Origin of the sequence: Olsenella sp. Marseille-P4559, assembly GCF_900605015.1 — a bacterium.
GTDB lineage: Bacteria > Actinomycetota > Coriobacteriia > Coriobacteriales > Atopobiaceae > Tractidigestivibacter.
Window position 1 is genome coordinate 467,791 of record NZ_LR027574.1, and the last position, 20,657, is coordinate 488,447.

General features: G+C 63.0%; 19 protein-coding genes. 11 read left to right on the forward strand and 8 right to left on the reverse strand.

The window, feature by feature from the left end:
* Nucleotides 1-26: 26 nt before the first annotated feature.
* A complete protein-coding gene (serC, locus tag E0E00_RS08305; RefSeq protein ID WP_130812644.1) occupies nucleotides 27-1,112 on the reverse strand; it encodes a 3-phosphoserine/phosphohydroxythreonine transaminase in 1,086 nt (361 codons plus the stop codon).
* Nucleotides 1,113-1,340: 228 nt separating this feature from the next.
* On the opposite strand from serC, the gene E0E00_RS08310 reads away from it, so the two are divergent.
* The 4 genes from E0E00_RS08310 (at nucleotide 1,341) to E0E00_RS08325 (ending at nucleotide 6,006) form a co-directional block, all read left to right on the forward strand.
* Nucleotides 1,341-2,117, forward strand: coding sequence for an HAD family hydrolase (locus E0E00_RS08310; protein WP_130812067.1), 777 nt, complete (start codon nucleotides 1,341-1,343; stop codon nucleotides 2,115-2,117).
* Nucleotides 2,118-2,166: 49 nt separating this feature from the next.
* Nucleotides 2,167-4,221 (forward strand): FAD-dependent oxidoreductase, encoded by a 2,055-nt coding sequence (locus E0E00_RS08315; protein ID WP_130812068.1) that lies wholly within the window; start codon nucleotides 2,167-2,169, stop codon nucleotides 4,219-4,221.
* Between the two features lie 64 nt (nucleotides 4,222-4,285).
* Complete coding sequence (locus tag E0E00_RS08320) at nucleotides 4,286-5,557, forward strand: aconitase X (RefSeq protein WP_130812069.1); 1,272 nt, start codon at nucleotides 4,286-4,288, stop codon at nucleotides 5,555-5,557.
* Nucleotides 5,557-6,006 (forward strand): aconitase X swivel domain-containing protein, encoded by a 450-nt coding sequence (locus tag E0E00_RS08325; protein ID WP_130812070.1) that lies wholly within the window; start codon nucleotides 5,557-5,559, stop codon nucleotides 6,004-6,006. The genes E0E00_RS08320 and E0E00_RS08325 overlap by 1 nt, the downstream gene beginning before the upstream one ends.
* Before the next feature lie 133 nt (nucleotides 6,007-6,139).
* On the opposite strand, the gene E0E00_RS08330 is transcribed toward E0E00_RS08325, so the two are convergent.
* Complete coding sequence (locus E0E00_RS08330; protein ID WP_130812071.1) at nucleotides 6,140-7,759, reverse strand: ATP-dependent DNA helicase RecQ; 1,620 nt, start codon at nucleotides 7,757-7,759, stop codon at nucleotides 6,140-6,142.
* Nucleotides 7,760-7,893: 134 nt separating this feature from the next.
* On the opposite strand from E0E00_RS08330, the gene E0E00_RS08335 reads away from it, so the two are divergent.
* Entirely contained in the window at nucleotides 7,894-9,252 is a 1,359-nt protein-coding gene (locus tag E0E00_RS08335; protein WP_242622198.1) for an MATE family efflux transporter, read from the forward strand.
* Between the two features lie 46 nt (nucleotides 9,253-9,298).
* Here the strand turns inward: E0E00_RS08335 and E0E00_RS08340 are convergent, their stop codons facing one another.
* Nucleotides 9,299-10,231 carry a hypothetical protein gene (locus E0E00_RS08340; protein ID WP_130812073.1) on the reverse strand — a complete coding sequence of 311 codons (933 nt, stop codon included), beginning with the start codon at nucleotides 10,229-10,231 and terminating at the stop codon, nucleotides 9,299-9,301.
* Between the two features lie 138 nt (nucleotides 10,232-10,369).
* Nucleotides 10,370-11,086 (reverse strand): PTS transporter subunit EIIC, encoded by a 717-nt coding sequence (locus E0E00_RS08345; RefSeq protein WP_165443626.1) that lies wholly within the window; start codon nucleotides 11,084-11,086, stop codon nucleotides 10,370-10,372.
* A gap of 23 nt (nucleotides 11,087-11,109) precedes the next feature.
* Between E0E00_RS08345 and E0E00_RS08350 the strand changes: the two genes are divergently transcribed.
* Entirely contained in the window at nucleotides 11,110-11,520 is a 411-nt protein-coding gene (locus E0E00_RS08350) for a hypothetical protein (protein ID WP_130812075.1), read from the forward strand.
* 141 nt (nucleotides 11,521-11,661) lie between these two features.
* A complete protein-coding gene (locus E0E00_RS08355; RefSeq protein ID WP_130812076.1) occupies nucleotides 11,662-13,221 on the forward strand; it encodes an IS3 family transposase in 1,560 nt (519 codons plus the stop codon).
* A gap of 85 nt (nucleotides 13,222-13,306) precedes the next feature.
* On the opposite strand, the gene E0E00_RS14995 is transcribed toward E0E00_RS08355, so the two are convergent.
* Nucleotides 13,307-13,675: an ATP-binding protein gene (locus E0E00_RS14995; RefSeq protein ID WP_256386427.1), complete on the reverse strand. Its 369-nt coding sequence runs from the start codon at nucleotides 13,673-13,675 to the stop codon at nucleotides 13,307-13,309.
* Here E0E00_RS14995 and E0E00_RS15195 point away from each other — a divergent pair.
* The 4 genes from E0E00_RS15195 to E0E00_RS08375 all read left to right on the forward strand — a co-directional run bounded on the left by E0E00_RS15195 (nucleotide 13,598) and on the right by E0E00_RS08375 (nucleotide 16,545).
* A complete protein-coding gene (locus tag E0E00_RS15195; RefSeq protein WP_256386428.1) occupies nucleotides 13,598-14,005 on the forward strand; it encodes an ATP-binding protein in 408 nt (135 codons plus the stop codon). The genes E0E00_RS14995 and E0E00_RS15195 overlap by 78 nt on opposite strands.
* A gap of 902 nt (nucleotides 14,006-14,907) precedes the next feature.
* Nucleotides 14,908-15,222 carry a PadR family transcriptional regulator gene (locus E0E00_RS08365; protein WP_130812078.1) on the forward strand — a complete coding sequence of 105 codons (315 nt, stop codon included), beginning with the start codon at nucleotides 14,908-14,910 and terminating at the stop codon, nucleotides 15,220-15,222.
* Nucleotides 15,219-16,067 (forward strand): hypothetical protein, encoded by an 849-nt coding sequence (locus E0E00_RS08370; protein ID WP_130812079.1) that lies wholly within the window; start codon nucleotides 15,219-15,221, stop codon nucleotides 16,065-16,067. Before E0E00_RS08365 ends, E0E00_RS08370 begins: the two co-directional genes overlap by 4 nt.
* A gap of 187 nt (nucleotides 16,068-16,254) precedes the next feature.
* The gene (locus tag E0E00_RS08375; RefSeq protein WP_130812080.1) at nucleotides 16,255-16,545 is read left to right on the forward strand and encodes a (2Fe-2S)-binding protein; all 291 of its coding nucleotides are present in this window, start codon (nucleotides 16,255-16,257) and stop codon (nucleotides 16,543-16,545) included.
* Between the two features lie 6 nt (nucleotides 16,546-16,551).
* Here the strand turns inward: E0E00_RS08375 and E0E00_RS08380 are convergent, their stop codons facing one another.
* The 3 genes from E0E00_RS08380 to E0E00_RS08390 all read right to left on the reverse strand — a co-directional run bounded on the left by E0E00_RS08380 (nucleotide 16,552) and on the right by E0E00_RS08390 (nucleotide 20,655).
* Nucleotides 16,552-17,202, reverse strand: a complete 651-nt coding sequence (locus E0E00_RS08380) for an HAD hydrolase-like protein (protein WP_130812081.1) — start codon at nucleotides 17,200-17,202, stop codon at nucleotides 16,552-16,554.
* A gap of 201 nt (nucleotides 17,203-17,403) precedes the next feature.
* Nucleotides 17,404-17,748, reverse strand: coding sequence for a hydrogenase maturation nickel metallochaperone HypA (locus tag E0E00_RS08385; RefSeq protein WP_130812082.1), 345 nt, complete (start codon nucleotides 17,746-17,748; stop codon nucleotides 17,404-17,406).
* Nucleotides 17,749-20,655, reverse strand: a complete 2,907-nt coding sequence (locus E0E00_RS08390; RefSeq protein ID WP_130812083.1) for an FAD-dependent oxidoreductase — start codon at nucleotides 20,653-20,655, stop codon at nucleotides 17,749-17,751. It lies immediately after the preceding gene.
* Between the last annotated feature and the right edge of the window lie 2 nt (nucleotides 20,656-20,657).

Consider the following 20,657-nt stretch of genomic DNA (forward strand, 5'->3'; position numbering starts at 1 on the left):
GTGACGAGCATGATGCCGGGGTATGGCTATGCCTTGTGGGAGCGCTCGAAGCTATCCATGAACTCAACCAGCGTCTCGACGCCGGCCTTGGGCATGGCGTTGTAGATGGAGGCGCGCATGCCGCCTACGGTGCGGTGTCCCTTGAGGTTCACAAGGCCTGCGTCGGCCGCCCTTGCCACAAACTCGGTGTCGAGGTCCTTGTCGCCGGTCACGAAGGGGACATTCATGAGCGAACGGCTGGCGGGATCGGTCACCGTGGGGTGGAAGAGCTCGGAGGAGTCGAGGTAGTCGTAGAGAACCTTGGCCTTCTCGGCGTTTCTCTCGTGCATTGCCGCAAGGCCACCGTTGTCGAGCAGCCACTGGAACACGAGGCCGCACATGTAGATGCCCCAGCAGTTGGGCGTGTTGTAGAGAGAGCCCTTGTCGGCCTGGGTCTTGAAGCGAAGCATTGTGGGAACTCCGGGAAGGTCATCGGGAATGAGGTCCTCGCGCACGACGACGATTTGCACGCCAGCGGGACCAACGTTTTTCTGTACGCCGGCATGGATGCAGCCAAACCTGGTCACATCGACCGGCTCGGAGAGGAACATCGAGCTCTGGTCGGAGACGAGCATGTGGCCCTTGGTGTTGGGCAGTGCGTGGTACTGCGTGCCGTAGATGGTGTTGTTCTGGCAGATGTAGAGGTAGTCCGCATCGTCACGAATGGGCAGGTCCGAGCAGTCGGGGATGTAGGTGAAGTTCTTGTCGGCAGAGCTTGCCACCACGTTGGCGTCACCCAAGACCTGGGCTTCCTGGTAGGCCTTCTTGGCCCAGTTGCCGGTGATCACAAAGTCTGCCTTGTGGTGAGGCGCAAGGTTGATGAAGGTGGTCGCGAAGAGCAGGGAGTCACCGCCCTGCAGGAAGAGCACCTTATAGTTCTCGGGAATGCCCATGAGGGTACGGATGTCGGCCTCCGCCTTGTCAAGGATGCCCTGGAAGGCCTTGGACCTGTGGCTCATTTCCATGACGGACATGCCCGTGCCTTGGTAGTCGAGAATCTCTGAGCCCGCGCGAGAGAGCACCTCCTCCGGAAGTACGGCGGGGCCGGCGGAGAAGTTGTACACGCGCGCCATGTAGATCACTCCCATTTTCTGGTGCATCGGGACTTCTCGGCTGCTGGTTGGATTGGTGCCACGGCTGCAGCCGACTCGTGCTTCAACATGATAGCCACGCGATGACGGGAAATTGCAATCGTTACGTTTTGATAACCTAGAGGCGCAGTGGGAATTTGCTCCGCAATCGCGCATAGGCTGTCGGCTGCTAGAATTGGTGTAGCGACTTTGACGAGGAGGGGAAAGCCCATGGAGCAGACGGCAGAGCGTGCGCACGCGGAAGAAGGCCTTGTCGACATAGTCTTCTTTGACATCGATGACACCCTCTATGATCAGGCCAAGCCCTTTGCCTATGCAGTGCGGCGCACCTGCGGGGACATCCCCGGCGCAACTGACGATGACCTCTACGAGGCCAGTCGCAAGCACAGCGGCCCCATATTCGCGGCCTTCTCGGCCCATCGCGTGCCCACGGTCGAGGAGTACGCCCTCCGCATGCAGCGGACGCTCGCCGACTTTGGCGTCTCGATAGACTTTGCGATGGCATCGGAGGCGCAGCGCGTCTATTCAGAGGAGTCCGGCGTGGCAATGTCGCTCTCCCCTTCCATGGCATCCTGTCTGGACGTATGTCGCGCACGGGCGCGCCTGGGCGTGGGGGTCATCTCGAACGGGCGTGTCGCCCTGCAGGACGAGAAGCTGGACATCCTTGGCATTTGGCGGTGGGTGGACCGCGATGCAGTCTTTGTCTCGCAGGCAGCTGGCTTTGCCAAGCCAGACCCGGAGCTCTTTCGCTTTGCATGCAGTCACATGGGCGTCTCGCCCGAGCGCTGCGTCTATGTGGGAGACGCCTGCGATACCGATGTTGTGGGCGCATGTGCGGCAGGAATGCCGTGCGCGTGGCTCAACCGGCGCGGACAGCCAAGACCGCGGGGCACCAGGGGGGTTGCCCCGACCTGGGAGGTTTCTTCGGAGGAGGGCCTACGGGCTCTTCTCGGCAGCGAGGACTTCTGGAACCTGGGCCGTTCGTGACGTGCGCCGCCACGGTGGGCACGCGCCATAAGGAGAGAGAGGGCATGCTATGGATTCAAGGCTCGAGCCGCTGTTTACCCCATGGAGCATCGGCGAATGCGAGATAAAGAATCGCATCGTCATGACGTCTATGGGCGGAACCAATGTCTTTGGGTGGATGGAGAAGAACCACTTCGATCGCGATGGTGCCCGCTTCCTCATGGAGCGCGCACAGAACAACGTCGGCCTTCTCCTCCCTGGCTGCCAGCCGGTCTACAACCCCATCGGCGGGCAGTGGCTCGACAAGAACCGCACCATGTACGAGGAGTTCAAGCCCTTCATGGAGCGGCTCCACGCCACGGGTGCCAAGATGTTCGTACAGCTCACGGCTGGCTTTGGGCGCAGCTTCACGGTATCGGACTCCATGGAGGGGCTCTACACAAACCCGCTCCTGCGCGCCCTCTCACGCCCGTTCCTGGACCTGGACAGGATTTGCGCCACGGCGTCCCCCTCGCCTAACCGCTGGTCGGACAAGGTGCCCTCCCGCGAGATGACCATCGGCGAGATCGACCGGCTGGTGGAGGCCTTTGCCACCTGCGCCAAGCTGCTCAAAGACGCCGGCGTTGACGGCGTGGAAGTCCATGCCGTACACGAGGGTTACCTTCTCGACCAGTTTACGCTCCCCTACGTGAACCACCGCAACGACATCTACGGTGGTTCTCGCGAGAATCGCTATCGCTTCCCGGTGCGCATCGTCCACGCCATCCATGACGCCGCGGGCGAGGACTTCCCCGTGTCGCTTCGCTACTCGGTGGTGAGCCGCACCAAGGGCTTCCGCGAGGGTGCTCTTCCCGGTGAGGACTACGTCGAGGCCGGTCGTACGATGGAGGAGTCCGAGTGGGCCGCGCGCTACCTCACCGACGAGGGCTACGCGATGCTCAACTGCGACAACGGCACCTATGACGCCTGGTACTGGGCTCACCCGCCCATCTACATGCCCGAGAACTGCAACCTCGCCGACGTCGAGCACATCAAGGGCTTCGTGGACGCGCCCGTCATCTGCGCCGGCCGCATGGACCCCTATGTGGGTGCGCAGGCCGTGGCCGAGGACAAGATCGATGCCGTGGGCTTTGCCCGCCAGTTCCTGGCCGACGGCGAGTGGGTGACCAAGCTTGTCGAGGGGCGCGAGAAGGACATACATCCCTGCATCTGCTGCCACAACGGCTGCTTCAACATGTGTCACTACAATGGCCATGCCAACACCCAGACGCTTGGGGATTCGCTGCACCTCTCGCGCTGCGCCGTGAACCCCGAGACCATGCAGCATGGGAGGCACCACATTCGCCCTACGACTACGCCTAGGCGCGTTGCCGTCGTGGGAGGTGGCATCGGTGGCATGGAGGCCGCGCGCGTGCTTGCGCTGCGTGGCCACTGGCCCGTCGTATACGAGCGGTCCGACCGCCTGGGCGGGGTCTTCCGCGAGGCGGCGTCTGCCAGCTTCAAGGGGAAGCTCCGCGACCTTCTCGCCTGGTATGAGCGGCAGATGGAGGTCTTGGGCGTCGAGGTCCACTACAACCACGAGGTCATCGGCGTGCGGGAACTCGACGAGGACTACGCCATTGTGGCAACGGGTGCCACGCCCAAGCGCCTGCCCGTCCAGGGCTTCGAGCATGCGATGGATGCCCTTGACTACCTCGGCGGCCAGGAGGTCGGCCAGCGCGTGGCGGTCATCGGCGGTGGCCTCACCGGCTGTGAGGTGGCGCTTGAGCTCTACCTCTCGGGCAAGACGCCCGTCATTGTCGAGATGAAAGACGACCTGGTGGCACAGGACGGCGTCTGCCTCGCCAACTCGAGCTACCTGCGGGAGTTCTTTGCGTGGAAGAAGGTCCCCGTCTACCTCGAGACCACGGTGCATGCCATGGGTGACGGTTGGGTGCAGATCTCCCGCAAGGATGGAACGCTCGAGCGCATCGAGTGCGACTCCGTGGTGAGCGCCGTCGGCTACACGCCCGACCCCATCGCCAAGCCCGAGGGACGCCACGTGCAGCTTGTTGGCGACTGCGCCGGCGTGGGCAACCTGCGCTCGGTCATCTGGCGCGCCTACGAGGCCGCCTCGCGAGTCTAGCGGCAGGCGGCGACGCGAAAACCGCAATACTGAGAAGAACGCAACCAAGGAGGGAGGCTAGCCCATGGAGCTGACCCAAGAGGAGCGCGACATCCTCAATGGCAAGCAGGGAGAGACGCTTGCGAAGGTGATGCGGACGCTCGTCGAGTACGGAGAGGCCTTTGGCGCCAAGCGCATGGTGAAGGTGACCGCACCGGGACACCTCGTGACCAGTTTCGGTATCTCGATTCTCAACGCGAACTTCCGCCTCATGGACGAGCTCATCGACGCGGGGCTCAAGACGAAGGAGCCCTTCACCGTCGACCCGCGCCCCATCGACAACGCCGACGTCCCGGCGAGCCTCGTGCAGAAGATCGTGGGAGCGGTGACCTACAGCAAGCAGGAGTCCTACGAGCGCCAGCTCCGTGCGGTTGGCCTCAAGGACGAGAACGCCTTCACCTGCGCCTGCTACCTGCCCGAGGTCGGCAACACCCCCAAGCGTGGCGACATCCTCAGCTGGGCCGAGTCGTCGGCCGTTGTCTACGCGAACTCCGTCCTGGGGGCTCGGTGCAACAGGAACAGCGGCTTCATCGACCTCTTTGGCAACATCGTGGGCGAGGTGCCGGAGTTTGGCTTCCTCACCGACGAGGGACGCAAGGCGACCTGGGTCGTGGACGTGGAGTGCACGGAGAAGCCGCAGGCACAGGTGCTGGGCTCCGCCATCGGCATGAAGGTCATGGACGAGGTCCCCTACATCCGCGGCCTCGACCGCTGGCTTGGCGGGACCCTGGGCGACGACGCGAAGGCCTACCTCAAGGACATGGGGGCTGCCACGGCGTCGAACGGCGCGGTCGGCCTCTACCACGTGGCGGGCATCACGCCGGAGGCGGCAGACCTCGGCGAGTCCCTCGTGGCAGAGGGCGCCAAGCACTACGTGATCGACGACGCCGAGCTCGAGCGCGTGAAGGCGAACTACCCCAACATCTGGAAGAAGCCTGACGCCAGGCCACGCCTCGCGTTCATCGGCTGCCCGCACTGCTCGCTCGACCAGCTCGAGGACTGGTCGCACCGCATCCCCGAGGCGCTCGCGCGCGAGGGCCGCACGAAGGTGGCCGTGCCGACGGTCGTCTCCAGCGCCCCCGACGTCCTGGCCGCCTTCGACGGCGCGCCCGAGAAACGCAGACTCCTCGCCACAGGCGCCAAGCTCACCTACATCTGCCCGCTCATGTACATGGACAACCCTGCCACGGACCTCCCGGTGGTGACCTGCTCGAACAAGCTGCGCACCTACACGAGCGCCCGCTACTTTGACGAGGACGACCTGCTCCGCATCATCGCGAGGGGAAGGATCGACTAATGGCTGAGAAGACCTTTAAGGGACGCGCGGTCATCGCGGGCACCACGAGCGCGAAGGCGCTGGTGAGCCACGGCGGCTTCAACACGCTTGCGAGCTACCAGCAGCCCCTCATCCTGAAGAACGTGAAGGCGCCCTGCTCCGACCAGAACAACCTCGACCTCTACAAGAAGCCCCTGCAGGGAGCGGCGATTTGCCTTCCGCAGACCATCGGCTCCACCACGGGCGGCATGGTGCTCATGTGCGCGTGCGATATGGGCGCGGGGCCGGCCTGCATGCTCTTCTCGAAGGCGATCGACCCTTTGGCCGCAGCGGGTGCCATTCTTGCCAAGAACTGGACCGAGCATCCGTTTGTCGTTGTGGACCAGCTCGGCGACGAGTTCCTCGACTACGTGCACGACGGCATGGACGTGAGCGTGGCGGAGGACGGTACCGTTACGGTTTGCGGATAGCTTTGGGGGCGCCACCACAGTGGTGCCCCTCTCGGTTGAAGCTGGCGTGATTTCTCGACGTTTAGATGGCTCTAACCGTTCGGAATCTACGGGAGACAGTGGCCGACGGTCGCCAGGCACTATCGCTGCTCCCCTATCGATTGATCTCCTCGAGAAACTGCCTCCCGTAGCGCTCGAGCTTGGTGTGACCCACGCCAGAGACGGCGAGAAGCTCCTCCTTGTCTTGGGGTCTCCTTTGCACCATGGCTCGCAGCGTGGCGTCCGAGAAGACCACATAGGGCGGCACGTGGGACTCGTCTGCCAGGCGCTTGCGCAAGGCGCGCAGCCGCTGAAAAAGACGCTCGTCCTCATCAGTGACCTCAGCCTCGCTGGGAAGCTCGCGCGTGCGGTAGCCACTGGCACCCATGGCACCACGAGCCCGCCGCGAGCAAGGCCTCCTGAGATGCTCGGCCGCCGAGCTCCCGAGGCACACGGAGCATCCGCCACAGCCATCCTTTCCCTTCCCCACCGCAACCGACGATGCATCCTGCCCAAAGTAGCGCAGCACGCGGGCCCGCAGGCACGTGTCGCTCATCGCATAGCCGATTATCGCCGAGAGGAGACGCTCCCGGTTGCGCAGGAGGGTGGCCCTCTCCGCCTGGGGCGTCTCCGGTGGGAACTGGGTGTTGTCGATGAAGAAGTGGCAGGTACGGATGTCCCCACGACTCCAGAGGAGATAGCACTCCGCCGGCTCCCCGTCACGACCCGCGCGCCCTGCCTCCTGGTAGTACTCCTCGAGCGAGAGGGGCAGCCCGCAGTTGACAACGAATCGCACGTCGGACTTGTCGATACCCATGCCAAATGCGTTGGTGGCCACCATTACGCGGGCCTCGTCGTGTACGAAGGCTTCCTGCGAGGCCGTACGCTCGGCGTTCTCCATTCCCGCGTGATAGCTAACGGTACGGATGCCTGCTGCCCGCAGGGTCTTTGCAAGCTCGTCCACTTTCTTGCGCGTGTTGGTGTAGACGATGCCAGACCACGTGGGGTGTGCCGCGAGGTAGCCCATGAGCCAGCGCGTGCGCTCGCCGGGAGTGAGCTCGAAAGACGAGAGTCGCAGGTTGGGGCGGTCAAAACCATTCACCTGCACCATCGGGTGGCGAAGGTCCAAGAGCCTCGCAACGTCCTCCCGCACGCGAGGCGTGGCCGTAGCCGTAAGGGCACAGACCACGGGGCGCTCTGGCAGCTGTGCGACAAAGGCGGGTATGCCACGGTATGCCGGACGGAAGTCCTGGCCCCACTGGCTCACGCAGTGGGCCTCGTCGACGGCCACAAGCGGTATGCACACCCGCTGTGCGAAGGCAATGAAGCGCTGGTCAGAGAGGCGTTCGGGTGCGATGTACATGAGGTCATACCAGCCGGCAAGCCCCCGTGCCATCACCACCTCCTGCTGGCGTGGGGTGAGCGTGGAGTTGAGATAGGAACCCCTGATGCCCACCTCCTTAAGAGAGCGCACCTGGTCGCCCATGAGCGAGATGAGCGGAGACACCACGAGGGTGAGTCCACCGAGAAGAACTGCGGGAACCTGATAGCAGATGGACTTCCCGGCACCCGTGGGCATGACGGCAAGCGCGTCTTGGCCTGAGAGTACCGACGCTATGACCTCGCCCTGACCAGGACGGAAGGAGTCGTAGCCAAAGTAGGTGCGGAGCGCCTCCCGCGCGTGCGCAAGAGTCCCCCCTCGCCTGTCCTGGCCCCTCTCGCCCGCCGCTGCCATTGGCCCTCCCGCGTCCCCTGGACTATGTCTTCTGAAAGTTAGTGCCGTTCGTAGTCGCAATGGCACCGCCCGGCGGTACTACCATACAACGGATGAACGAAGGCAAAGACACAGCAGCGGCCAAGTATCGGCAGATGACAGAGGAGCCCATTCGACCCCTGATCCTCTCGCTTGCCGCGCCCTCCATCATCTCGAACCTCGTGACCAGCATCTACAACCTGTGTGACACCTTCTTCGTGGGGTCGCTTGGCACATCCGCCGAGGGGGCAATCGGCATCTCGTTCGTGGTCATGACGGCGATACAGGCCGTGGGGTTCGGCATGGGGCAGGGCACCGGCAACGCCATCTCGCGCTTCCTCGGCGCCCGCGACCGTGAGCGCGCCTGCATCATGGCCACAAACGGCCTTGCCATCACGCTCCTTCTCGGCACGCTCATCGCCATTCTCGGCAACGTCTTCATCGAGCCGATCTGCATTGTCGCCGGCTCGACCGACACTATCCTCCCCTACGCCAAGACCTTCATCGGCATCATCCTTCTCGGTGCCCCCTTCATGTGCAGCTCGCTCATGCTCAACATGCAACTGCGCTTCGAGGGTGAGGCGCTCCACTCGATGATTGCCATCATGACCGGCGCTATCATCAACATTGCGCTGGAGCCGCTCCTCATCTACGTGGTTGGGCTGGGAATCGCCGGCAGTGCCATTGCCACGGTGATATGCCAGTTCATCAGCTTTTGCATTCTCGTCTGGCAGATCCAGCGCGTGGGCATCACTCCCCTCTCGCCCAGGTGGCTGAGAAGGCCCACCCGCGCCATGGTCGCCAGAATCGTGAACGGGGGACTTCCCTCCTTCGTGCGACAGTGCATGCTCGGCGTTGCCACCACGCTCCTGAACGAGGCGGCGCGGCCCTTCGGCGACGCGGCCATCGCTGCGCTCGCCGTGGTGCAGAGAATCGCGAGCATAGGCAACTACGTGCAGATAGGCATCGGCCAGGGGTTCCAGCCCGTGATCGGCTACAACTACGGGGCCAAGCTCTACGAGCGCATCCGTGCCGGGTACCGCTTCTCGGTGCGCACGGCGTTCGTCGCCGTGGCCCTTCTCGGCGTCGTGACGTGCGCCTTTGCTCCGCAGCTCATTGGCCTCTTCTCGGGCAACCCGGAAGTGCTGGACATTGGCACGCTCGCGCTGCGTGTGGAGAGCTTCACGCTTCCGCTCACGGGGACGGCGATGATCACGAACTTCCTGCTCCAGACGACGGGTCGCATGTGGAGGGCAACGATCCTCGGCGCGTGCAGACTCGGCCTCGTCCTTGGGCCCGTGGTGCTGGTGCTGCCACCCCTCCTGGGGCTTCTCGGCGTGCAGCTCGCCCAGCCCGTGACCGACGTCGTCACGTTCCTGGTCACGATACCCATGGCCTGGTCGATCCTGCGCGAGCTTGCCGCCGAAGAGCACGAGAGCAAGCGAGCGAGTAGCGCTACTGTCCCGGCAAGGTAGCGCGTTGCTTCAGCTCATAAGCGCTGTCGCCATGCGAGAGAACCACTCATCCGCAGCGGCCTTGGGAAAAACCGTAAAAAACCGTAATGTAGCTCTCGAAGAACCTGCCATACTCGGTTTGGTCCACCACATACCCCAGATAGCCGTCGACATAGCCACACACCAGCACGGGGACGGGCGAGGCATCTCTCAGCTGCTCTCCAAAAGAGAAGACAACCTCGGAGGGAACAAGGGTAAGTCTCACGCACCCAAGGTCAGCCAGAGTAACTGAGACGTCAAGGCGTATTCGGGGTATTGCCAGTTTTGCCTCAACCATACCAAGCATCTGGCGAAGGTCATCCGCGCGGGCGGCAATGCCGGAAGTCTTGGCAGCAGCGGGTTCTTTGAGGAGATTAGTGAGCGTGCGTTGGGCGGAGAGGAGCGCCTCGTCCTCTGCCGGCACGTAGTCGAGGTGGACCGGAACATCCTGAATTCCGTTGAGCGCTATCGGGGCGGGCTGCAGCGTTGCCGCGGCAAAGCGCCGGGCAATCTCTCCGCCAATGCGTTCAACCCCGTCGAAGCCCTCCCCGCGTCGCGTGAACCTCGTGCTTGAATCACCGGCGTCGCCAACGAGGACAACCGCTTGAGAGCCCCTGAGCGCCTCGCACTTCTCGCGAGGAGCTCCCACATAATCCGTGGAAAGTAGGTGGTTCTCGCCATGGAGCACAGTGGGATGACAGGCAACGTGAAGGATGTCGATACGCTGGGAGCCGTCATCCGGGGCAAAGCTGAGAACGGTTCCGATTGTATCGCAACCTGCGCCAGCGCCGTTGCGGTTGGTGAAGAGGCCAGAGAGGTCGCACGTGCCAAAACGTGCCGTTACGTTTCCCCGGCTTGCCTGCTGAGACATACACTTCTCGGCACAAGCGACCATCGCGTCAAGAAGAGCCTCGATGAACGAAGGGTCTGGCGGACATCCTGGGTCTGCGAGCTTGCTCACCTTTGGGCCCGAATGGGTGTGGACTGTGGCAACATGCACGCTATCTTTGGGAAGACCGGTGTACGAGGCAATTGCCTGGCGCGCCTTCTCCGCGAGCGACAGTTCGAGAAAGAAAACGTCCGCAACGCAAAGCGCATCTTAGGCTGCCTTTGTCGCCGTTTGCTCAACGCTCTGCTCGGTTGCATCGCCCTTGCTTTCAAATCCAAAGACGAGCACGAGCACAAGCGCGACGACAAAGCTTACGGCCGCCTCGGCAAGGAACCATGCAATAGGTGTAAACGAGGCAAGCGTGAACACGTTGACCAGGAAGTTGAAGACAATGAGCTGAACGTTGCCAATACCGCCAACGGCTCCGCCAATCGCGCCGGCCACAACGACCATGGGGATGAGTTTGCGGTCCCTCATGATGACACCGTAGATGAGGGGCTCGTTGACGCCCGAGAGAATGCCGGAGATGAGATACGAGCCAACGAGGATCTTGTAGCTCTTGTCCTTGGTGCGCAGGAAGACGCCAAAGCTCACGCCAAGACACGCAAAGACGCTGGCTGCGGCAAGAGCAAAGATTGGGTCTCCCCCGTTTGCGTTGAGGTTTGCAAGGATGATGGGAATGATTGCCCAGTGCACGTCAAAGATAACGAGAAGGCCCCAGAACCCGCCCATCACGATGCCGGCGACAACCATGTTGGCGCTGACGAGGTAGTTGATAGCGGCACCTGCGCCATTCGCGACGGCGTTGCCGATGGGGCCGAGGACCAGCACGGTGAGGGGTACCATCACGGCCAGGTCAATTGCGGGGACGAGGAAGCTCCGCAGGTTCTTGGCTAGATGGGGACCCCGGACGAACGGTCGGACCACGAGGTCCGGGATTGGAGTCCGGGATGTACACCAAGGAGGAGAGGGAGGGGATCCTCTGGGAGTTCCACTGCAGCGGGCTGTCCGCGAGGAAGGCCTGCAGGACGCTCCCGCCGTTCCTCAACCCAGGCAACCTCTACAGGTGGCTGCGGATGGAGGACGCCGGCGGGCTCGCCGCCCGCGAGATGCCCGACCGCCTGTCGAGGATGCACTGCTCCCACGGCGAGGGCAGCCCGAGGTACGCCGAGCGCTGGGAGCACACCTCGCCCGCCCGTGGCAGCCTTGGCCGCGAGGGCGACGGCGGAGGGGGCCCACGCTGGCGGACACCGAGGGGCACGCGGAGCAGACGGACTGGCGCGACTGGGGCCGCGACCTGCTGCCGGAGGACCCGGAGGGGCGCGCCCGCATGGCGGAGGTCAAGCTCGCCGAGGCGCTAGCGGTGTTGGACGTCCCAAAAGCACCCGGCCCTGGCTTTTTGGCCAACGCGGAGAGGTTCCTCGTTAACGTCAATAATCTTTTCACCAGCTGGGACTGCGGTGGAAATCCTGGACCAAGGCAGGACCGGGAGGAACACGCAGATGTACAGCAAGGAGCAGAGAAGGAAGGCCATCGAGACCTTCGCCAGGTTCGACCATAGCTACGCGGACACTGTTGCTGAGCTGGGCTATCCCACCACTTCGGCATTGCGCGGGTGGTGGAAGGAGTACCAACTCCACGGTGACGAGTTCCTGGAGAAGAGTTGCCGCAAGCCGAAGTACCCCGACGAGAAGAAGCAGGCGGCTGTTGACTACTACCTGGAGCACGGAAAAAGCCTCACACGGACGATAAGGGCCATGGGGTATCCAAGCCGCGAGATGCTCGGCACCTGGATTGACGAGCTCGCGCCCGGCCAGAGGAAATACCGCGGGCCGAATCCCAAGAAGGGCGTTCTGCCGATGGAGATGAAGGTGCAGGCCGTGGCGGAGCTCGAGGCACGGACCGGCAGTGCCGCCGAGGTTGCCGAGCGCTACGGCGTGTCCCGCGTCGCACCCTATGCCTGGCGGCGAGAGACCCTGGGGCATAATGAGGGGAATCCCGAAGAGAAAGGGGTTCCCGTGAGCAAGCCCTACGATGATCTGCCGGATGACATTCGCGAGTTAGAGAGGATGCAGTCCGACCTGAAGGCGCAGGTCAGGAAGCTTCAACTCGAGATAGACGTGCGCCAGGCGACGCTCGAGGCCCTAAAAAAAGAACCGGGCACCGACCCGAACCGGCTGACGAACGCGGAAAAGGCGGCGATAGTCTCGTCGCTGCGTCCGAAGTGGAGGCTCAAGGACCTGCTGGCGCTGATGCAGATGGCGAAGAGCAGCTATGAATACGCGGCTGCCGCCCTGGTACGACCTGGGAGCGCGGAGCGCGCCGAGTTGAGGGCTGCCGTCATCAAAGCGTTCGACGACAGCGGCGGCACGTACGGCTACCGCAGGATCGTCGCTCAGACGGGCGCTGGGGAGTGGACCGTGCGGACGATCATGGACAAGGAGGGCCTCGTCGCCCGCACCGCAAAGAGGAGGCGCCGCCACGGCTCCTACCAAGGTGAGATATCCGAGGCGCCGGACAACCTGCTGCGCGACGAGCGCGGGAAGCACCACTTCAAGTCCGAGAAGCCGAACGAGCTCTGGGTGACGGACGTCACGGAGTTCCGTATCCCCGCCGGCAAGTCCTACCTCTCCCCGATAATCGACTGCTTCGACGGCATGCCGATAAGCTGGACGATATCGACCTCCCCGAACGCCGAGATGGCGAACTCGTCGCTTATGGGCGCATGTGCCCAGCTCAGGGAGGGCGAGCATCCCAAGGGGCACAGCGACCGAGGCTGCCACTACCGCTGGCCCGAGTGGATCAAGATATGCGATGACCACGGCATCGTGAGGTCGATGTCGAGGAAGGGGTGCAGTCCCGACAACGCAAGGGCGGAAGGGTTCTTCGGAAGGCTGAAGATAGAGTTCTTCTACGGAAGGGACTGGAGCGGGGTTACGCTCGATGGGTTCGCGGACGTGCTCGACGCGTACCTGAGATGGTACCGCGACGTCAGGCTGAAGAGCGACCTGGGCTACAGGAGCCCGATGCAATATCGGAGGGACCTGGGCCTGATCGCCTAGGCCGAAACGGTCCAGGATTTCCACCGCAGTCCCGCTCCGCAAACCGGGAGGTGCCGATTGCGCTAACGTATCTTCGCCGATCGCGTCAGTCGCCCCCGCCGCTTCCGGCGCCCCCTCTCCCCTCCGGCAGGAGGTCCTTGATCCTGTGCGGCCTTCCCGTCATCCTCAGCACGTGGCAGTGGTGGCAGAGCCTGTCCGCCATCGCCGACGCCACCGCCGCGTCCCCGAGGACGTCGGTCCACGCCCCGATGCCGACGTTGGTCGTGACCATCGTCGACCTCTTGCCGTACCTCCTGGAAACGAGCCGGGAGATCAGGTCGGCGCCCATCTTGCCGGCCTCGAGGCACCCGAGCCCGTCGATCGCGAGCAGCGACAAGTGCGAGCAGAGGCGCAGCCTCCGCTCGGGCGCGCCCTTCTCGGCTGCGCGCTCGAGGCCGGCGACAGCCCCTGGCAGCCGAGGAAGCGGGCGGGCCTGCGCGCCCCCGCCGCCTCGACGCCGAGGGCGACCCGGCGGGGGATGCCGGTGCGCTTCTTCCAGACGGCGACGCTGGTGCTCCAGCTCGGCAAGGCCAAGCGCGAGGGGACGCTCGACCGGCTGCTGGCGGACGTCGGCAGGGCCGACCTGATCGTCCTGGACGAGTTCGGCCACGTGCCCTTCGACGTGGACGGCGGCCCCAGCCACCGGCTCGAGGAGTCGCTCATGCTCGGAAAGTCAGGAAGCCAGCGGCGTGCCCGTGACCGAACCCGAAGAAGTTGCGTGCCCAAACCCGAAAGTTTTCCGTGACCATTTGGGGGTGGTATCGGAAATCCGTACCAGACGATGATGTCTGGAGGATGGTGCGTGCCCCCTTGGGCAGAGGGTAAGGGCGGCCGAGCCTTGCATCAAGCATGGCCTTGAGGCTACGGCTACGACACGTGAGCTGGGACATCCAGGCCGGGCGCGGCCCGTGGGGTGGCACCGGGAGCGGCGGGACGACGGAGGCGCGCTGGTGCTCATAGGGGCTCTTCGATGTCCCCAGGAAGCCGGCGGTCGAGCGGAGGGGCAGGCCTGTCTCCCGCCTCAATCCCTCTCCGGGCTCGCACTTGCCCCTGTCCGAGATCGAAGCCGGGTCCCACTCGCCCGCTTCTAGGTCGGCCAACACCGCCCTGAGCAGCAGGTCCTCTATCTGGTCGGGGCCCAGCCCGGCGAACGGGCCGCTCCCCGGCGGGTCGTAGGCCCCCCTCGTCGGCATGGCCCCGTCCCCTTCTCGCCTTTCCCGTCGCCGACACTCTACGCGGTTCCCCGGTGTAGCCGTGCGGGAGGTCGCCCGCGGCCCAGTTCTTCGCCGCCCTCCTCTTCACGCCCGCGAAGTCGGCGGCGCCCGGTATCCGCATCCCCTCGTCGATGGCGAGCAGGAACAGCTCGACGGACTCCTTGCTGTACATGCGAACTCCAATCCGGACCCTCCAAGGTCCAACTTTTCGTCCGCATCCCAAAGCGAACTCTCCAGAAGCTCAAATTCTCAAGTAAGTCCGTAATGCTTCTTGACAACGATACTATGCGATGCATAGTATCGTTGTCAAGAAGCATACTATGTATCGCATAGTATCCGCCTTGGCCAGGGCGACGAGTGGAGTGTCTGCGTTTCTGCAGGAGCACAGATCCCCGCCCGCATGACAGCTCCATCAACCAGGAAAAGGAGGACCATGGAAACACAGCTCAAACGGGGCTTCCTTGATATATGCGTGCTTGCCGCGCTGTCGCGGGAGGATTCCTACGGCTATCAAATAATCAAGGATGTTCCGTCGACACTTGAGCTCTCCGAATCAACGCTTTACCCCATCCTCAAACGCCTCAAGGCGCAGGGAATGCTCGAGGAGTACACCCGCGAGCATAACGGCAGGCTAAGGAAGTACTACACGATAACTGATAAAGGCCAGGCAGCCCTTCAAGACTTTGTACAGGAAGAGGCGGGCATTACTAAGATTCTGGCCTACATCCGTGAGGGAGCGGAGTCATGAGCTACGAGCAGTGGAATTCTGAGCTTAAAGAAGCCCTGCGTAAGAGGGGCGTTAGTGCAAAAGAGATTGACCGGGCCCGCGAGTACTGGTACGAGGCATACAACGATCGCATCGAATCGGGAATGGACGAGGAGGCTGCCATTGAAGACCTTGGGAGTGTTGAGGTTGCCGCAACGTCGGTGGTAGAGAGCCTTCCGACGATCCAGCGCAGCTTCTGTGGCCTTCGCCAGAACCATGAGAGAACGGCGTTGGTTACGGTGCTTCTCGTCCTTGGGGCTATTGCCTGGGTACCAGTCGTCTTTGCCATCGCTATGCTGGCCGTTGCTGTGTATGTGCTCCTATGGAGCCTTATCCTAGCTGCGTGGGCATTTGTCGCGTCCGGCTATGTCTTTGGCGTTTCGTCGGTCATTGCGTTCATGCTTGGGGCGACATCGGGCAACTTGATTGCCGGCGCGATGGATGGTGGCGTCTCTCTCGCGCTTGGCGGTGCTGCCATTCTCCTCACTCCTCTTGCAATTCAGGTGACAAGCATCCTGTATCAGGCATCAATCCGCTTCGGTCGCTGGGTCTCCCACTTCTTCGTCCGGGTGGCAAAGGGAGAGGAAGCGGCCCCCGCCGAAGGGGGTCCACTTTCGCTCTGGTGGTCGCGTCACCCCGACACCTTTCGTGTCTTCATGGTGGTAGGGGGCATCATCTGCGGCGCAGGCCTGGCATTGGCGCTTGTCGGCCTTCTTGCCTGCGGCTTTGCACCAAACACGGTGGCTCCCCTGCCTACGGTCGATGCGGGGTTCTTGGGCAAAATCAGTTACCCGCACCTCGCGCAGGTCGTAGGATTCAGAAGCTAACAATGTCATGGGCAAGGGTATTTGCCCGGTGGTCTCCACAGACTGCCGGGCGTTATTTACATTATGGTGCTTACAGGGTTGTGCGGCTTTTATGCCATATGCTATGAGTTGAGTAACATAATTTTCGGTTCTATGGTTAGGTCCAATATCAAACGTCACATCACATATTAATCACGGGGGGAAAGCTATGTACTCTGATCATCGTGAGCACCATGACCACTGCGGCCGTCACCACCATGACCACCACGGCGAGCATGGTCACGTGCACGGAGGCGCCAACGGTCACGCAGGAGATGATCCAAATCTTGTCTGCCCATGCGTAGGCGTAACCAAGACAGACATCGAGCAGGCCGTTGCCAACGACGCAAGGACGCTCGAGGACGTGGGGAATGCAACCGGTGCGGGTACGCACTGTGGCCGCTGCGTGGGCGCCGTCGAGGCATGCCTCCAGGAGACGCTTGCTGCTCAGGCGTCATAGCGCTACCTATCCGAGAAGAACGCGGCGCAGCACATCAACCGTATCTACCACAGTTGTGGCACCGGCGTCGAGAAGTTCTTCTCGGGAGCCGTAGCCATAGGTGACGCCCACAAAGCCTACCGAGGCAGCCTGTGCGCCTCGAGCGTCCTGAGCACGGTCTCCCACCATGGTGACTTCGTTCTTCTCGGCTCTCTTGTCCAACCGCTCGAGCGCTTCGTTGATCACATCGGCCTTTGCCGTGCGCTTCTCGTCAAGCGTCGCCCCTACCACCTGGTCAAAGAGGTCCGTCATCCCAAAGTGGTCGAGGATTTTGAGCACGAATGGCTCGGGCTTGGAAGAGGCCACGCAGGTGATGATGCCAGCCTCTCTCAGTGAGCCGAGAAGCTCAACAATTCCCTGGTACGGGTGGTTCTCGAAGAGTCCAACGGTTGTGTAGCGCTCGCGATAGAGTTCGAGCGCCCTCAGCGCCTCGTTGTGCGACATGCCGGAGAAGTCCATGAACTCCTGGACGAGCGGCGGACCGATGAACACCGTGAGCGCAGAGGGGTCCGGCACCTCTCGCCCCATCTTCACGAGGGCATACTGGACGGACTTCACGATCCCCTCGCCAGATGCGGTAAGCGTTCCGTCGAGGTCAAAGAGAACCGCCTTGGCCACGTTCCCTCCCCTGCATCGTAGCCTTTCCAAGAAGCCATGCCGCGCCGATTACCAGAGATTAGCTCCTTTTCTTAATCGGCTACTAAGTTTGCCCAGGTAGCCGATAGCAGTTTTAAGAAAGGGAGCTAATCTCCGCGGCGAAAAGCGCCGCACGACGAGAAGGACGAAAGCGACCTCGAGCCAGAGCTCGGGGCCGCTCATCTACACCGCTTGGATGTCCTTCACCATCACGTCGCGGCCGGTCACGAGGTAGGTGTTGTGGCCTCCGCAGACGGGACAGGCCTTCCCGTACTCCGTCGTCCGGTAGGTCTTCTTGCAGTCTTGGCAGTACGAAATGCCCGCCACGACGATCATATTGAGCTCGCACTCGCGCATGTACTCCGTGCGGAGCTTCGCCCACTCGAAGCAGTCGCGGAAGTAGTTGGGCACGATGGTGCTGACCTCGCCCACCTCGAGGTCGACGCGTACCACCTTGCTCACGCCGTTCTTGCGGGCTGCCTCCTCGACCATATCGATCACATGCACGACTATGCCCAGCTCGTGCATCTACGCGTTCTCCTTGCGCGTCTCGTCGCTTGCGTTGCCCGTGTAGGGGTGCGTGCGCTCGAACTCCCTGTGGGTGCGGTTGTACTCGCGGCGCTTCTCTCGCATGACCTTGGCCTCCTCGGAGCCGGAGTTGGCCACAATCCTCGCTGCGCGCTTGATGGCGTAGGTGGCAAGTCCGCCAACCTTGTCCTCCGCCGCGCGCATGTCGGACATCTCGGGATGGTCGCGGTAGAGGTGGATGGCGTCGAACTTGCAGCGCGTGGTGCAGATGCCGCAGCCGATGCACTTGTTGGGGTCGACAACCGAGGCGCCACAGCTCAGGCAACGCTTGGTCTCTGTGGCCACCTGCTCGGCCGTGAGTGTGTGGTGCGTATCGCGGAAGCGATCGGCACCCTCGGGGCCCATGCCCTCCTCTTGGCGCCCGGCGTTGTCGTAGGAGTCGATGAGGAGGTCGTCCTTGTCAAACTCAAGGTAGTTGTGGCGGTCACGGCCGATGGTCATGCTCGCCCCATCCTGCACGTGACGGTGAAGCGACTCGGCCGCGTAGTGGCCGGCGGCGATGGCGTCAATCACAAACTTGGGGCCGGTGAGAGCGTCGCCACCCACAAAGATGTCGGGATCGGCCGTCTGGAAGGTGAGAGCGTCTGCCTGCGGATAGTTGCCGTGGTGGAACGTGACGGAGCGCCCATCGAGAAGGCCGCCCCACTCGATGGCCTGGCCAATGGCGAAGACCACCTGGCTGCAGGCAACGGTCATGGTCTCGTCTTCGTTATAGAGCGGCGAGAAGCGCTTGGTGTGCGGGTCGAAGACCTGCGTGCAGCGCTTGAGGATGATGCCCGTGACGCGTCCGCCCTCGTCGGTCAGGACCTCCTTGGGCCCCCAGCCGTTCTGGACGCAGACGCCATCCTCGAGGGTCTCGGCGATCTCGGCGTTGGTTGCGGGCATCTCGTCTCGCTGCTCAAGCGAGACCATCATGACGGTGCCGGCGCCACGGCGCTTGGCGTTGCGGGCGCAATCTACGGCAACATTGCCGCCACCGACGACCACGACGTCCCCCACCAGCGCGGGGTTGCCCTTGGCCATGGAGTCCTCAAGGTAATGCACGGCCACGTCGGTGCCCTCTGCGGTGTCGCCGGGGACGCCGGGACGCCTGCCGCCCTGGCAGCCAACGGCCACGAAGAAGGCCTTGAAGCCCTGCTCGCGCAGCTGGTCGAGCGTGATGTCGCGGCCTACCTCGACGCCGCAGCGAATCTCGACGCCCAGGCTCTTGATGATCTCGGCCTCGGCGAGAAGCACGTCCTTCTCGAGCTTATAGGAGGGAATCCCGTACATCATCATGCCGCCGGGCTGCTCGTGCCTCTCGAACACGACGGGAGAGTAGCCGAGAAGCGCAAGGTAGTAAGCGCAGGAGAGGCCTGCGGGACCGGCACCGATGATGGCGATCCTCTGGTCGAAGCGGCCGTGGAGGGAAGGCACCGCGCGGCCCGGAACGGCGTGTTCCGCCTGTGCGAGGTCGTAGTCGGCCACGAACTTCTTGACCGCATCGATGGAGACGGGTGTATCGATGGTGCCGCGCGTGCAGGCGTCCTCGCAGCGCTTGTTGCAGATGCGGCCGCACACGGCGGGGAATGGGTTCATCGTGCGGATAAGCTCAACGGCCTCCTGGTACTTGCCCTCTTTGGCCTTCTGGAGATAGGCCTGCACGGGAACGTGCGCCGGGCAGGCGACCTTGCAAGGGGCGGAGCCCGTGGGCCAGGTATTGTGCATACGGACGGTGTCGCGGTAGTTCTCGTCCCAGGCGTACTTGCCCCAGCGGATGGCGTCGGGAAGTATTGCGCGCGGATACTTGGGCTGGCTGCCGTCCTTGCGGCAGAGCTTCTGGCCAAGCTTCACGGCGCCTGCGGGGCAGGACTCCACGCACAGGCCACAGGCGACGCAGTTCTCGGGCGTGACCTTGGCCGTATAGGAGCTGCGGGAGAGGTTGGGCGTGTTGAAGAGCATGCTCGTGCGCAGGGCGTTGCAGATCTTCACGTCGCAGTTGCAGATGTCGAAGATCTTGTTCTCCCCGTCGATGTTGGTGATCTGGTGGACAAAGCCGTTGTCCTCGGCGCGCTTGAGAATCTCAAGCGCCTCATCGGTCGTGATGTAGTGAGCACGGCCCGTCTCGACGGTGTAGTCGGCCATGTCGCCCACCTGAATGCACCAGTCGTCAGGGTCATCGGCGCAGCCCTCACCCAGCTTGGTGCGCGAGTAGCGGCAGGAGCAAATGCCAGCCGCGATGTGCCCCTCGTACTTTTTGAGCCAATGGGAGATGCGCTCAACCTTGACGGCCTCGTTCTGGAAGTTGACGGCCTCCTCGACGGGGATGACGTGCATGCCAATGCCGTCGCCGCCGGGCGGGACCATCTGGGTGATGCCCGCAAGCGGAATGAAGGTCATGCGTTCGAAGAAGCTTGCCACTGCAGGGTTCTTGTCGACGCGGTCCTTGCTCGAGTTGAAGAGCTCGGCCGAGCCCGGTACAAAGAACGAAAGGCGCCAGCGCTTGGTGCGCGGTGCGTCCGCGATGGGGCCATCGTCGCTGTAATGGTCACCGTAGTCGTACTCGATGATGCCAACGACGCTCATCTGGTCGAGGAGCTCCTGCAGGTGTGCGGGCTCGATCTGGGGGGCGAGGGCCATCATGCCGTCAAAGTCGTAGAACCGGCGGAGCTTCATGCGGTTGGCGAGGTCGACCATCTCGTCGGTAAGAACCTCTTTGAGGCCCCAGTACTCTGGGTCATCGGTTTTCACGCCACCGACCTTGTGCTTGACGACGTCGGTGATCTTGCGGCCGAGCTTGGCCACGGCCGCATTGCGCTCCGCCTCGCTCTGGTAGATGGAGCGGGGCTGTTCGAACTGTTCCGGCATCT